The organism is Variovorax sp. M-6, assembly GCF_052114385.1.
In the GTDB taxonomy this organism is placed as follows: domain Bacteria; phylum Pseudomonadota; class Gammaproteobacteria; order Burkholderiales; family Burkholderiaceae_C; genus Variovorax.
Genome location: NZ_JBFREQ010000011.1, coordinates 144,550 through 157,830, shown reverse-complemented (window position 1 = coordinate 157,830; position 13,281 = coordinate 144,550). Strand labels below are relative to the sequence as shown.

General features: G+C 68.0%; 10 protein-coding genes and 1 pseudogene. 3 read left to right on the top strand and 8 right to left on the bottom strand.

Going from position 1 to position 13,281, the window contains the following annotated elements; translation table 11 throughout:
- Nucleotides 1-186: 186 nt before the first annotated feature.
- A complete protein-coding gene (locus AB4Z46_RS15195; protein WP_442284332.1) occupies nucleotides 187-3,792 on the bottom strand; it encodes an indolepyruvate ferredoxin oxidoreductase family protein in 3,606 nt (1,201 codons plus the stop codon).
- 171 nt (nucleotides 3,793-3,963) lie between these two features.
- Between AB4Z46_RS15195 and AB4Z46_RS15190 the strand changes: the two genes are divergently transcribed.
- From AB4Z46_RS15190 to AB4Z46_RS15180, 3 genes are all read left to right on the top strand, one after another.
- Entirely contained in the window at nucleotides 3,964-4,482 is a 519-nt protein-coding gene (locus AB4Z46_RS15190) for an Lrp/AsnC family transcriptional regulator (protein ID WP_442284331.1), read from the top strand.
- 6 nt (nucleotides 4,483-4,488) lie between these two features.
- Complete coding sequence (locus AB4Z46_RS15185) at nucleotides 4,489-6,117, top strand: MFS transporter (RefSeq protein ID WP_442284330.1); 1,629 nt, start codon at nucleotides 4,489-4,491, stop codon at nucleotides 6,115-6,117.
- Nucleotides 6,118-6,201: 84 nt separating this feature from the next.
- Nucleotides 6,202-7,365 (top strand): SGNH/GDSL hydrolase family protein, encoded by a 1,164-nt coding sequence (locus tag AB4Z46_RS15180; RefSeq protein ID WP_442284329.1) that lies wholly within the window; start codon nucleotides 6,202-6,204, stop codon nucleotides 7,363-7,365.
- Between the two features lie 281 nt (nucleotides 7,366-7,646).
- Here AB4Z46_RS15180 and AB4Z46_RS15175 read toward each other — a convergent pair.
- The 7 genes and pseudogenes from AB4Z46_RS15175 to AB4Z46_RS15145 form a co-directional block, all read right to left on the bottom strand.
- Nucleotides 7,647-8,177, bottom strand: a pseudogene (locus AB4Z46_RS15175) (sulfatase-like hydrolase/transferase); the annotation flags it as partial.
- Nucleotides 8,140-8,349, bottom strand: coding sequence for a hypothetical protein (locus AB4Z46_RS15170; RefSeq protein ID WP_442284328.1), 210 nt, complete (start codon nucleotides 8,347-8,349; stop codon nucleotides 8,140-8,142). The gene AB4Z46_RS15170 and the pseudogene AB4Z46_RS15175, both read right to left, overlap by 38 nt.
- Nucleotides 8,350-8,564: 215 nt before the next feature.
- Nucleotides 8,565-8,879: a cytochrome C oxidase subunit IV family protein gene (locus AB4Z46_RS15165; protein ID WP_442284327.1), complete on the bottom strand. Its 315-nt coding sequence runs from the start codon at nucleotides 8,877-8,879 to the stop codon at nucleotides 8,565-8,567.
- A gap of 8 nt (nucleotides 8,880-8,887) precedes the next feature.
- On the bottom strand, nucleotides 8,888-9,586 hold the full coding sequence (locus AB4Z46_RS15160; RefSeq protein ID WP_442284326.1) for a heme-copper oxidase subunit III family protein: 699 nt from the start codon (nucleotides 9,584-9,586) through the stop codon (nucleotides 8,888-8,890).
- A gap of 11 nt (nucleotides 9,587-9,597) precedes the next feature.
- Nucleotides 9,598-10,224: a cytochrome c oxidase subunit 3 gene (locus AB4Z46_RS15155; RefSeq protein WP_442284325.1), complete on the bottom strand. Its 627-nt coding sequence runs from the start codon at nucleotides 10,222-10,224 to the stop codon at nucleotides 9,598-9,600.
- 61 nt (nucleotides 10,225-10,285) lie between these two features.
- A complete protein-coding gene (gene ctaD, locus AB4Z46_RS15150; RefSeq protein ID WP_442284324.1) occupies nucleotides 10,286-12,082 on the bottom strand; it encodes a cytochrome c oxidase subunit I in 1,797 nt (598 codons plus the stop codon).
- A complete protein-coding gene (locus AB4Z46_RS15145) occupies nucleotides 12,079-13,242 on the bottom strand; it encodes a cytochrome c oxidase subunit II (RefSeq protein ID WP_442284323.1) in 1,164 nt (387 codons plus the stop codon). Before AB4Z46_RS15145 ends, ctaD begins: the two co-directional genes overlap by 4 nt.
- Between the last annotated feature and the right edge of the window lie 39 nt (nucleotides 13,243-13,281).

Sequence of the window (13,281 nt, the reverse complement as noted above, 5' to 3'; positions counted from 1 at the left end):
GAGGAGCGCCGGCCCTCGCTTGAATGAGGTTCCGTCGCATCCGCGGCCGCACCCGGCGGCCACGCAGCGCGGAGCCTGGCCCGCGCACAGCACCAAGCATTGTATTCGGCCGTAGGCAAGCCGCCGCGACCTAAGCCGGGGCGGCGTTCAGGGGCTTTTCCGGCGGGCCCGGATGGCGCGCAAGCCTCAAGCCGCGGCGCGCCCGGCCCGCGGATCGCGCCACTTGGCCAGCAGCTCGGCCCAGCGCACCCGCGCCGCGGCCAGGTTGCGTTCCTTGACATGGCCGTAGCCCCGGATCTGCTCGGGCAGGCTGGCGATCGCCAGCGCGGTGTCGTGATTGGCGGCATTCAGCCCGGCGAGCACTTCCTCGACGCTGGCACGGTACTCACCGATCAGGGCGCGTTCGGTCTTGCGTTCCTCGGTGCGGCCGAAAACGTCGAGCGCCGTGCCGCGCAAGCCCTTGAGCTTCGCCAGCACCCTGAAGCCGGTGAGCATCCACGGTCCGAACTTCTGCTTCTGCAGCTCGCCCTTGGCGTTCTTCTTCGCGATGACCGGCGGCGCCAGATGGTAGTTGAGCCTGAAGTCGCCCTCGAACATGCCCTCGACCCGGTCGAGGAAGCTGCGGTCGGTGTGCAGCCGCGCGACTTCGTACTCGTCCTTGTAGGCCATCAGCTTGAACAGGTAGCGCGCCACGGACTCGGTCAGGCTGGTCTTTCCCAGCGCCGACTCGGCCTGCCGCACCTTGGCGACGAAGGCCTTGTATTCGTCGGCATAGGCCGCGTTCTGGTAACCGGTCAGGAATTCGGCGCGGCGCGAGACCAGCGCTTCGACCGTCTCGCGCTTCTTGAACTCGATGACCTGGCCCGGCTGCACGCGTTTTTGCAGTTCGGCCGGCCGCTCGGCGGCCTGGCGCCCCCATTCGAAGGCCGCCTTGTTGTTGTCGACCGCCACCGCGTTGAGCTCGATCGCCCGCATCAGCGATTCGAGCGCCAGCGGGACCCAGCCCTTTTGCCAGGCGTAGCCCAGGATCATCGGGTTGACATAGATGCTGTCGCCCATCAGCGAGGTCGCTGCCGCATCGGCATCGAAGGCACCGACACCGTCGACGCCGACGGCGCGCGCGATCTCGGCGGCGCAGGCCTCCTGCGGGTTCTGCCAGTTGGCGTTGCGCACGAAGGCGGCGGTCGGGCTGCTGTGGCTGTTGAGCGCCACGTGGGTGCGGCCCTCGCGCATGCGCGCCAGGGTCTCGGCGTTGACGCTGACCAGCGGGTCGCAGGCCAGGATCAGGTCGGCCGCGGCCGTGCCCACGCGGGTGGTGCGGATGGCGTCCTGCGTCTCGCCGATCAGCACGTGGCTCCAGGTGGCGCCGCCCTTCTGGGCCAGGCCGGCCGCGTCCTKGGTGACGATGCCCTTGCCCTCGATGTGCGCCGCCATGCCCAGCAGCTGGCCGATGGTGATCACGCCGGTGCCGCCGACGCCCGCCACCACGATGCCCCAGACCTGGTCGCCCGCGAGCGAGGGCAGTGCCGGCTCGGAGAGCGCGCCCAGTTCGGCCGGCGTCGAGCCCTTGGCCTTCGCCTTCTTCTTGAGCTGGCCGCCCTCGACGGTCACGAAGCTCGGGCAGAAGCCCTTGAGGCAGCTCATGTCCTTGTTGCAGGTGCTCTGGTTGATGGTGCGCTTGCGGCCGAACTCGGTCTCCAGCGGCTCCACCGACAGGCAGTTGCTCTGCACGCTGCAGTCGCCGCAGCCTTCGCAGACCAGTTCGTTGATGACCACGCGCTTGGCCGGATCGACGGCCGTGCCCCGCTTGCGGCGGCGCCGCTTCTCGGTGGCGCAGGTCTGGTCGTAGATGATGGCCGTGGTGCCCTTGATTTCGCGGAACTCGCGCTGGATCTCGTCCAGGTCGTCGCGATGGCGCACCTTGACGTTGTCGCCGGGAACGTTGACGCCTTCGTACTTCTCGGGCTCGTCGGTGACCACCACCACCTTCACGGCGCCTTCGGCATGCAGGCTCTCGGCGATCTGCAGCACCGAGTGGCCCTCGGGCCGCTCGCCGACCTGCTGGCCGCCGGTCATGGCGACCGCGTCGTTGTAGAGGATCTTGTAGGTGATGTTGACGCCGGCCGCGATGCTCTGGCGGATCGCCAGCAGGCCGCTGTGGAAGTAGGTGCCGTCGCCCAGGTTGGCGAAGATGTGCTGGTCGGTGGTGAAGGGCTGCTGCCCGACCCACGGCACGCCCTCGCCGCCCATCTGCGTGAAGCCGATGGTCGAGCGGTCCATCCAGGTCGCCATGAAGTGGCAGCCGATGCCGCCCAGCGCGCGCGAGCCTTCGGGCACGACAGTGCTGGTGTTGTGCGGGCAGCCCGAGCAGAACCAGGGCTGGCGCGCCGCGTCCGAGACGCCGATCACCTGCGGCGCGGCCATCGAGCGCTCCTTGGCTTCGAGGATCGCCAGCTGGGATTCGATGCGCGCGGCCATGTCGGCCCCGGCCGCGGCCAGGAGGCCGGTCTTCTTGAGCCGCTGGGCGATCGCCTTGGCGATCAGTGCCGGGTTCAGGTCGGCATTGGCGCGCAGCAGCTCGTGGGCGCTCGGATTCGGCATCGACCACTCGCCGCCGGAGTAGCCCTCGGCTTCGTAGACCTCGCCCTCGTCGAACTTGCCGACCACGTTGGGCCGCACGTCGGCGCGCCAGTTGTAGAGCTCTTCCTTGAGCTGGTACTCGATGACCTGGCGCTTCTCCTCGACCACCAGGATTTCCTGCAGGCCGGTGGCGAAGGCGCGCGTGAGCTGGGCTTCGAGCGGCCAGACCACCGCCACCTTGTGCAGCCGGATGCCGAGCTGGCGGCAGGCCGCGTCGTCGAGGCCGAGGTCGATCAGCGCCTGGCGGGTGTCGTTGAAGGCCTTGCCGCTGGCCATGATGCCGAAGCGGTCGTTCGGCCCTTCGATCACGTTGTGGTTCAAGCGGTTGGCGCGGATGTAGGCCAGCGCCGCGTACCACTTGTAGTGCATCAGCCGCGCTTCCTGCTCGAGCGCATGGTCGGGCCAGCGGATGTGCAGGCCGCCGGGCGGCATCTGGAAGTCGGTCGGGATGACGACCTCGACCCGCTCGGGATCGATCATCGCGGTGGCGCTGGATTCGACGATCTCCTGGATCGTCTTCATGCCCGACCAGATGCCGGCAAAGCGGCTCATCGCAAAGGCGTGGATGCCGAGGTCGAGGATTTCCTGCACGTTGGCCGGGAAGAACACCGGCGTGCCGCAGGCCTTGAAGATGTGGTCGCTCTGGTGCGCCGCGGTCGAGCTCTTCGAGATGTGGTCGTCGCCGGCCACCGCGATCACGCCGCCAAACTCGGTCGTGCCGGCCATGTTGGCGTGCTTGAAGACGTCGGAGCAGCGGTCCACCCCCGGGCCCTTGCCGTACCAGATGCCGAAGACGCCGTCGAACCGGTTGGTGCCGGCGGGCGAGAAACCGAGCTGCTGCGTGCCCCATAGCGCGGTCGCGGCCAGTTCTTCGTTGACGCCCGGCTGGAAGACGATGTTCTGTTCCTTCAGGAACTTGCTGGCCTTCCAGAGCGCCTGGTCGTAGCCGCCGAGCGGCGAGCCGCGGTAGCCGCTGATGAAGCCGGCCGTGTTCTTGCCCTGCTGCTGGTCGCGCAGGCGCTGCAGCATCGGCAGCTTGACCAGCGCCTGCACGCCGCTCATGAAGGCACGTCCGTAGTCCAGGGAATACTTGTCGTCGAGCGTGACCGTTTCGAGGGCGCGGCGGATGTGTTCGGGCAGCGGGGCGTTCATCTTTGTTGTCTCCAGTGGCTGTGCCTTGTGGGCGTGGCGTGCAAGGCATCCGGGTCGAATACCCCTCGGCCATCATCACGCAAAGTGTATGCCTGCGGCCTCGACAGGTGTTTGCGTTTTGCGCCCTGTGGCGCCACCTTTTTGAATGAATCTTGCTTAAAATGGCATCAAATGGAAAGCATTGATAAGTTCGATCTTGCAATCCTGCAAGAACTGCAGACCGACGGACGGCTGACCAATGCCGAGCTGTCGCAGCGCGTGGGCCTCTCGGCGGCGCCGTGCTGGCGCCGGGTGCGGGCGCTCGAGGAGGCTGGCGTCATCAAGGGCTACCACGCCGAGATCGACCGCCAGAAGATCGGGCTCGGGGTGCTCGCCTTCGTGCGCGTCGACACCGAGCGCATCTCCGGCGACGCCACCCGCTTGCTCGAGGACGCGATCCGCAAGCTGCCCGAGGTGATCGCCTGCCACTACATCAGCGGCACCGGGACCTTCGAGCTGCAGGTGGTGTCGCAGGACCTCGACAGCTTCTCGCGCTTCGCGCTCAAGCACCTGCTGAACCTGCCGAACGTGAAGGACCTGCACACCAGCTTCTCGCTCGGCGAGGTCAAGGCGAGCCGGACCCTGCCGCTCGCGCACCTGGCCCCCGCGCGCTCCGCCGACACGGCAAGCCGCGCCGGCCGCCGACAATAGGCCGCGATGCCGCCGATCTCGCCCCAGGAAACCCCCGTCGCCTCCGCCCCCGCACAAGCCCCGCGCGTCGGTCCGCTCGAACCGCTGCGGATCCCGGTGTTCCGGATGCTGTGGAGCACCTGGCTGATCGCCAACGTCTGCATGTGGATGAACGACGTCGCGGCGGCCTGGATGATGACCTCGCTGACCACCTCGCCGATCTGGGTCGCGCTGGTGCAATCGGCCTCGACGCTGCCGGTGTTCCTGCTCGGGCTGCCCAGCGGCGCCCTGGCGGACATCCTCGACCGCCGGCGCTGGCTGGTCGCCACCCAGTTCTGGCTCGCGGGCTCGGCGGTGGTGCTGTGCGCCGCGGTGGTGTTCGATCTCATGAGCGCGCCGCTGCTGCTGGCCCTGACCTTCGCCAACGGCATCGGCCTGGCGCTGCGCTGGCCGGTGTTCTCGGCCATCGTGCCCGAGCTGGTGCCGCGCAGCCACCTGCCGGCGGCGCTCGGACTCAACGGCATCTCGATGAACGCCTCGCGCATCATCGGCCCGCTGGTGGCCGGCGCGCTGATCGCGAGCGCGGGCACCGTGTGGGTGTTCGGACTCAATGCGGTGCTGTGCGTGGCCTCGGGTTTCGTGGTGCTGCACTGGCGGCGCGAGCACACGCCCAATCCGCTCGGCCGCGAGCGGCTGATCAGCGCGATGCGCGTCGGCGTGCAATTCGTGCGGCAGTCGCAGCGCATGCGCGCGGTGCTGGTGCGGATCTCGATCTTCTTCCTGCATTCCACCGCGGTGCTGGCCCTGCTGCCGCTGCTGGCGCGCAACCTCAAGGGCGGCGGCGCCGGCACCTTCACGCTGCTGCTGGCGGCGATGGGCTCGGGCGCCATCGTGGCGGTGCTGTTCCTGCCCCGGCTGCGGCAGGCCCTGGAGCGCGATCAACTGGTCCTGCGCGGCACGCTGCTGCAGGCGGGCGCGACCGCCGTCATGGCCGTGGCACCCAATGCCTGGGTGGCGGTGCCCGCGATGTTCCTCGGCGGCATGGCCTGGATCACGGTCGCCAATTCGCTCTCGGTCTCGGCCCAGCTGGCGCTGCCCGACTGGGTGCGCGCGCGCGGCATGTCGATGTACCAGATGGCGATCATGGGCGCGAGCGCGCTGGGGGCCGCGCTGTGGGGCCAGGTGGCGGAACTCAGCTCGATCTACGTCAGTCTCGGCATCGCCTCGGTGACCGCGGTCCTCAGCATGGGGCTGGCGCTGCGCTACGTGACCGACGGCACGGGCGAGGACGACGACACCAGCCCGGCCCGCCATGGCTGGGCCGCGGGCCCGCCGGCCAGCGCGCCCGACGAGGCCGGCCGGGTGGTGATCGCGGTCGAGTACCTGATCGATCCGGCGCGAGCGGCCGCCTTCCACCTGGTCATGCACGAGACGCGCCGCGCGCGCCTGGGCCAGGGAGCGATCGGCTGGGAGCTGTTGCACGACATCGCCGAGCCCGGCCGCTACGTGGAGCAGATCGTCGACGAGTCCTGGACCGAGCACTTGCGCCGCTTCCACCGCGCGACCGCGGCCGACATGGCCCTGCGCGAGCGGCGGCTGGCCTTCCACCAGGGCGAGACGCTGCCGATCGTGACGCGCTACATCGCCCACCGCTGAGCGCGCGCGGTCTGCGCGGACCCTTTGTTAGCATCGTCCGAGCCACCCGCCGGGCCGGCGGGCAACGCAAGGAAGCTCTCCCAGATGGTTGACGACAAGCAATCCGAACCTCGACCCGGTCACACCTCGGCGAAGCCCGCGCCCGGGCGAAGGCTGCGACGACTCGGCATCCTCGCAGCCGGCGCCGCGCTGGCGCTGGCCGTGCCGGCCTTCGGCACGGTCGCGCTGTGGGGCGACGGCGCCCCGTCCGGCACGACCTCCTACCAGGTGCCGAAGAAGGCCATCCCGATGGCCGTGCTGGGAGACTCCAACAGCCATTCCTACCAGGATCGCAGCGCCTTTCCGCTCGGCGGCAGCGAGCGCGGCGGCGCCTTGCGCCAGACGACTCTGCAGTGGACCGAAGCGCTGACGCGCCTGCGCGGCGACGAGATCGACCTTGGCCCCTGGGTGCTGTGGGGACGGCCTTGGTGGGTGGCCTGGGCCCGCGAACTCGTCGGGCTCCAGCCCTCGCGGGCACCGAAGAAGGAGGACTACCTCTACAACTTCGCCAACTCCGGGGCCGGCTGCAGGCACCTGATCGGCGAACGGCGCGGCCAGCCCTTCCGTCAGGCGCCGCGCCTGGTTGCGCTGATGGACCAGCAGCCCGAGCAATGGCGCCGCGGCGTGGTCGTGATCAGCATCGGGCCGAACGACTGGAACCCGTGGCTGGAACTGCAGTCGCGCGACCCCTCCGCGCCCGAGCTGCGCAACGCGATCGACTATTGCTCGCAGCAGATTCGCGCGGCGATCGCCCTGATCCACGCCTCGCATCCGTCCACCCGCATCCTGATTTCAGGACTGGGCAACGAAGCCGACGATCCGGAGAACTTCGACAAGTATCGCGACGGCACGGCCATGGCCAACATCCGCAAGGCACTGGCGGGCGCCAATGCCGAGCTGCGCAAGATCGCCGCCGCCGACCCGCTGCGGATCGCCTACGTCGACTACAACGAGTGGTTCATCCAGCGTTGGGGCCAGCGCGGTCCCGACGGCGAGCCGACCTACAAGAGCGCGGCCATCGGCCCGACCCTCCGCATCACCAACACGGCCGGCGACGAACCCCACAATGCGTTGCTCGGCGACCACCATGGCGGCACGGCGTTGAACGCGATGTGGGCGCAATCGCTGGTGCAATGGCTGCGCGAGTCCTTCGCACTGCCATTGACGCCGATCAGCGACAAGGAAGTGGCTCGCCTCGTCGCCGGCTGAGCCTGCAGGCGGCCGGACGTGCTCAGCGCCTGGACCAGGCGACAGTCCCGGCCGCGGTCCCGGGCGCGGTCGCGGGGGCGCCGTCGCGCCTGGCGTACATGGACAGCTCGCTTCCCGCCTTCCACTCGAGCATTTCGCGCGCCACGGCCGATGCCTCTTCCTGCGGGATGACGAGAGGGCGCCAGCAATGACACGCCCGGAAGCCGACCGCCCCGCGTCTCGTAGCCCAACAGATCGACCACCGTCGGCAGCACGTCGACCTGTTGCCGCGCACCGCGCACCGTCGTTCCCTGCAGGCCCGGCACGCCCGGCGCATAGAGCACGGCCGGAACCTGGACGCCCTCCTGGTACAGGCCGTTGTAGACCTGCCGCAAGCCGTGCTCCCCGAAAGACTGGCCGTGGTCGCCGAGGGTGACGAACACCGTGTTGTCGCGCAGGCCCAGATCCTGGTAGCCCTGCATCAACTTCTTCAGGAAGCCGTCGATGTAGAGCAGGCAGTTGTAGCAGTCGTTGAGCCGCTCGTCGACGACGCCGGGGAACTGGATCTTCTTCCAGGTCGCGGGCGTCGTGTACGGGTGATGCCCCACGTTGGTCATGATCGCCGTCAGGAAGGGCTTGCCGGATTTCTGCTGCGCTGCACTCCACGCGAGCATCGGCTCGATCATCCATTCGTCCGCACCTCCGAGGTAGTTCGTGCGCTCGTGGTCGAGCTTCTGCAATTCAGGATCCGAGACGATGTGCTCGAAATCCAGGGCGCGCACCACCGAGATCTCATCAATGAAGTTGAGGTCCGTGGGCGTGAAGAAGGCGATTGCATAGCCCTGCTCGCGCAGCAGCGAGGGCAGCGCGCGGATGCGCGGCTGGCGCCGGTGCTTCGGCCGTCCAGCGCGCCACGCCCTCGATGGTCAGGGGGTACTGTCCGCTCAGGATCGCCATCCAGGCGCCGTTGGTGCGCGGATAGACCACGCTCATGTCCTCCACCATCAGCCCCTCCTTCGCCAGCTGCCCCAGGAAGAGGGCAGCACCCGAAACAGCAGCCCTATCACCAGCGCGATAAAAGCGACACGCCACGAGTTGCCAGCCGGTGAGCCAGGGGCGGCGAGCCCCGTCGAGTGCGTTGTGCGCCCGGGACCTCAGGCAATGCGCCGAGGTGCGCCATCACGGGGCCGAACGACGGCCGCAGCGAGTCGAACGGCCCTCTAGTGAAAGAACAGCAGCCGCGTCAGGAAGGTATGGCCGGCCTCCGCCGCCATCAGGCCGACAAGGACCAGCAGGCACAAGGGCGGCAGCAAGATGGCATAGACCAGCGCCAGCCGCTCCCAGGCCATGTGCATGAAGACCGCGACGATCAGCCCCGCCTTCAGCAGCATGAAGGTGATGATCAGGCCCCAGCGCAGATAGCCCTGGAAATGGAAGTAGTCGACCAGGTACGACAGCGTGCTGAGCACGAACAGCAGCCCCCATATCTTGAGGTAGAGGCTGATCGGATGTTGCTGGCCGGTGCCGGGGTTCATGGTCGTCCTCACCAGAGATAGAACAGCGCAAAGATGAACACCCACACCAGATCCACGAAGTGCCAGTACAGGCCGGCGATCTCGACGATCTGGTAGTTGCCGGTCTTGTCGTAGTCGCCGCGGATCAGCTTGAAGGCCACGATGAACAGGAAGACCACGCCGGCCGACACGTGCAGTCCGTGAAAGCCCGTGATCATGAAGAAGCTCGAGCCGAACTGCGCAGCCCCCATCGGATTGCCCCAGGGCCGCACGCCTTCCTCGATGATCAGCTTGGACCACTCGAAGGCCTGCATGCCGACGAAGAGTTCGCCGAAGGTCGCGGTCACGAGCATCAGCGTGGCGGCGTTCACGCGATCGCGGCGGTAGGCGAAATTGACGGCCATCGCCATCGTGCCGCTGCTGCTGATGAGCACGAAGGTCATGATCGCGATCAGCAGCAGCGGGATGTCGGCCCCCCCGACATGGAGCGCGAACACCTCGCTCGGATTGGGCCACTGCGCGGTGGTCGAGACGCGCACCGTCATGTAGCCGGTCAGGAAGCAGCTGAAAATGAAGGTGTCGCTGAGCAGGAAGATCCACATCATCGCCTTGCCCCACGAGACGTGGAACGCCTGGCGATCGGAAGACCAGTCGGCAATCAGCCCGCGCCAGCCGCTGGCGGCGATGGCCGGGTTCAAGGGCGCTGCTGCGATCGTGGCGCTGGTCATGGGATACCTCCTCAGGATGTGCCGCAGATGAAGCGCGCCACCTCCGGCGTCACCCAGCCCAGCATCGCGAACAGCACCAGCCACACCACCAGCATGAAATGCCAGTAGCGCGCGCACAGCGCGATGCGCCATGCGGCGTCGGCAGGATCGGGCCAGGCAGCGCGTGCCGTCCATGCCCACCCGACCAGCCCACCCGCGAGGTGGAGCCCGTGCATGGCCGTCAGCAGATAGAAGAAGCTGCCGGCCGGATTGCCGGCCGGCATCACCTGTGCGCTCAACAATGCCTGCCAGGCCCACAGCTGCACGCCCAGAAACGCCAGCGCGCAAAGGCCGCCGGCCAGCAGCAGGCGACGGGTGCGACGCGCGTCGAGGCTTCGCGATGCGCCATGGGCCCATTGCAGCGCCACGCTGCCGGCGACCAGCAGCGCCGAGCTGAGCCAGAGCTGCCAGGGCAGCGCGATGGTCACCGCATCATCGCCGCTCATGCGCATCACGTAGGCCAGGATGAAGAGCGAAAACAACGCGGTGGCGACGCCCATGAAGACCCACAGGCCGATGCTGGCCGCGCTCGCACGCGCATCGCGAGGCAGGCCGCCGCGGTCGACACCGCGGACGCCCAAGGCGGCGCCCGGGTTCATGAGGCGATCTCCGTGCTGCGCACTGCCCGTGCGCTGGATTGGGAGCGGCCCGGCGTTGCGCTCATGCCGGCGCCCCTCGAACCTCGCCCCGGCCTTCCGATTCGGGCTCCTCGCCCCCGGCTTCCGGCGGGGCGTTCTGCGCGATGAAATCCTCCGCCGCACCCGGCACCCCGTAGGCGTAGGCCCAGCGGTAGACCACCGGCAGCCGCGGCCCCCAGTTGCCGTGCCCCGGCGGTGTCGTGGGCGTCTGCCATTCGAGCGAGGCGGCACGCCAGGGATTGGCGTCGGCCGGCCGGCCGCGCCAGGCGCTCCACGCGAGGTTGACGATGAACAGCAGTTGCCCCACGCCGACGATCAGCGCGATCACGGTAATGAATTCATTCAGGCTGAAGGCCGAGGGCGGAATGAACTTGTAGCCGTCGAAGTTGTAGTAGCGCCGCGGCATGCCCAGCACGCCGAGGTAGTGCATCGGGAAATAGATCAGGTAGGTGCCGATGAAGGTGATCCAGAAATGCAGCTGGCCGAGCCGGTCGTCGAGCATGCGGCCGGTGATCTTCGGGAACCAGTGGTAGATGCCGCCGAACACCACCAGCAGCGGCGCCACGCCCATCACCATGTGGAAGTGCGCCACCACGAAATAGGTGCCGGACAGTGGAATGTCCACGCTCACGTTGCCCAGGAACAGCCCGGTCAGCCCGCCGATGACGAAGGTGCAGACGAAGGCCAGCGCGAACAGCATCGGCACCGACAGGTGGATGTCGCCGCGCCACAGCGTCAGCAGCCAGTTGTAGACCTTGATCGCGGTGGGCACGGCGATGATCAGCGTGGTGGTCGCGAAGAAGAAGCCGAAGTACGGGTTCATGCCGCTCACGAACATGTGGTGCGCCCACACCACCACGCTGAGGCCGCCGATGGCGACGATGGCCCACACCATCATGCGGTAGCCGAAGATGCTCTTGCGCGCGTGCACGCTGATCAGGTCCGAGACGATGCCGAAAGCCGGCAGCGCCACGATATAGACCTCGGGATGGCCGAAGAACCAGAACAGGTGCTGGAACAGCAGCGGACTGCCGCCCTTGTAGCCGGTCACCTGCCCCATCGACACCAGCGCCGGCATGAAGAAGCTGGTGCCCAGCGTCCGGTCCAGCAGCAGCATCACGCCGCTGACGAACAGCGCCGGGAAACCGAGCAGCGCGAGGATGGTGGCGACGAAGATGCCCCACACCGTGAGCGGCATGCGCAGCAGCGTCATGCCCTCGCAGCGCGCCTGCAGCACGGTGGTCACGTAGTTCAACCCGCCCATCGTGGTCGCCACGATGAAGATGACCAGCGACACCAGCATCAGGACGATGCCGCCCCCATGGCCCGGCGTGCCGGGCAGGATCGACTGCGGCGGGTACAGCGTCCAGCCCGCGCCGGTGGGTCCGCCCTCGACGAAGAAGCTCGCCAGCAGGACCACCACCGACAGCAGGTAGACCCAGAAGCTGAGCATGTTGAGGTAGGGGAACACCATGTCGCGCGCCCCCACCATCAGCGGAATCATGTAATTGCCGAAACCGCCGAGGAACAGCGCCGTGAGCAGGTAGATCACCATGATCATCCCGTGCATGGTCACGAACTGGTAATAGCGCTCGGCATTGATGAACTCGAACTGGCCCGGAAAGCCGAGCTGCAGCCGCATCAGGTTGGACAGCACCAGGCCCACCACGCCCACCGCGATCGCGGTGCAGGCGTACTGGACCGCGATCACCTTGTGGTCCTGGCTCCAGATGTAGCGGGTCAGGAAACTCTGCGGCGCGTGGTGCTCGGCGTCGACGTCGTGGGACAGGGCGGGCCCCGTGGGAGAAGAGGGGTTCATCGCGGAGCCTTCTGTTCGGTGGCAGCCTGCGCCGGCGGACTGCCCAGACTCTGGATATAGGCCACCAGCGCGGCCAGCTCTTCATCGCTCATCTCGATCTTGGGCATCACCGGCGGGAAGCCCTTCACGTGGCGGGCCTGCGGATCGCGGATGAAGCTGCGCAGATAGGCCTCGTCGACCAACGCGGTCGAGCCGTCGGCCATGGTTTCGGTCTTGCCGTGCAGGCCCTTCCAGGTCGGCCCCACGCGCGGGCTGCCGTCGATCGTGTGGCAGGCCACGCAGCCCTTGGCGTCCGCCAGCGCGCGGCCCTGTTCGACGCGTGCGCCGGCGCCGCCGGCCGCCTCGCCGCCGGACGGGACCTCGGGGGCCTTGGCCTGCGTCCTGGCGAAGGTCGGCAGCGCCACCTGCCAGGCCTTGTAGGCCGCCGGATCCTCCACCACCACGAAGCCGCGCATGTTGGGATGGCCGACGCCGCACAACTGCGCGCAGAGCGCCTCGAAGCGGCCCGCGACGGTCGGCGTGAACCAGAAGCGGCTGACCTGCCCCGGCACCGTGTTCATCCGGGCGCGGAAGGGCGGCACGAAGAAGTCGTGCAGCACATCGTTCGAACGCATCAGCACCAGCACCGGCTTGCCGAGCGGCAGGTGCACCTCGTCGGCAGCGATCAGGAGGTCGTCCTGCCCGGCCGGGTCGGCGGGGTCGATCCCGAACGGATTGGTGGCGCTGACGAAGCGCGCATCGGTCGCGCCCAGCTTGCCGTCCTCGCCCGGGAAGCGGAAGCGCCATTGCCATTGCTGGGCCAGCACCTCCAGCACGAGGGCGTCGCGGGGCTCCCGGACATAGTTCGCGTACACCACGAGGCCCGGCGCCAGCAGCGCCATGATGCCGACGGTGGTGCCGCCGATCAGCCAGCGCTCGAGCTTCTTGTTCTCGGGCTCATGCGCCGCGCGGCGACCCTCGCGATGACGGAAGCGCACCAGCGTGTAGACGACGAACAGGTTGATGGCGACGAAGAAGATGCCCGTGATCACCAGCGTGATGGTCAGGGTGTCGTCCATCTGCTTCCAGTTCGAAGCGAGGGGCGTCGTCCACCACGGATTGAAAATATGGAAGAGCACCGAGGCGACCACGATGAGCAACAGGGCGAGAGCCATGATCATGTGGGGTCTCTTGGCTCTGCATCGGCGTTCTGTGGCCCC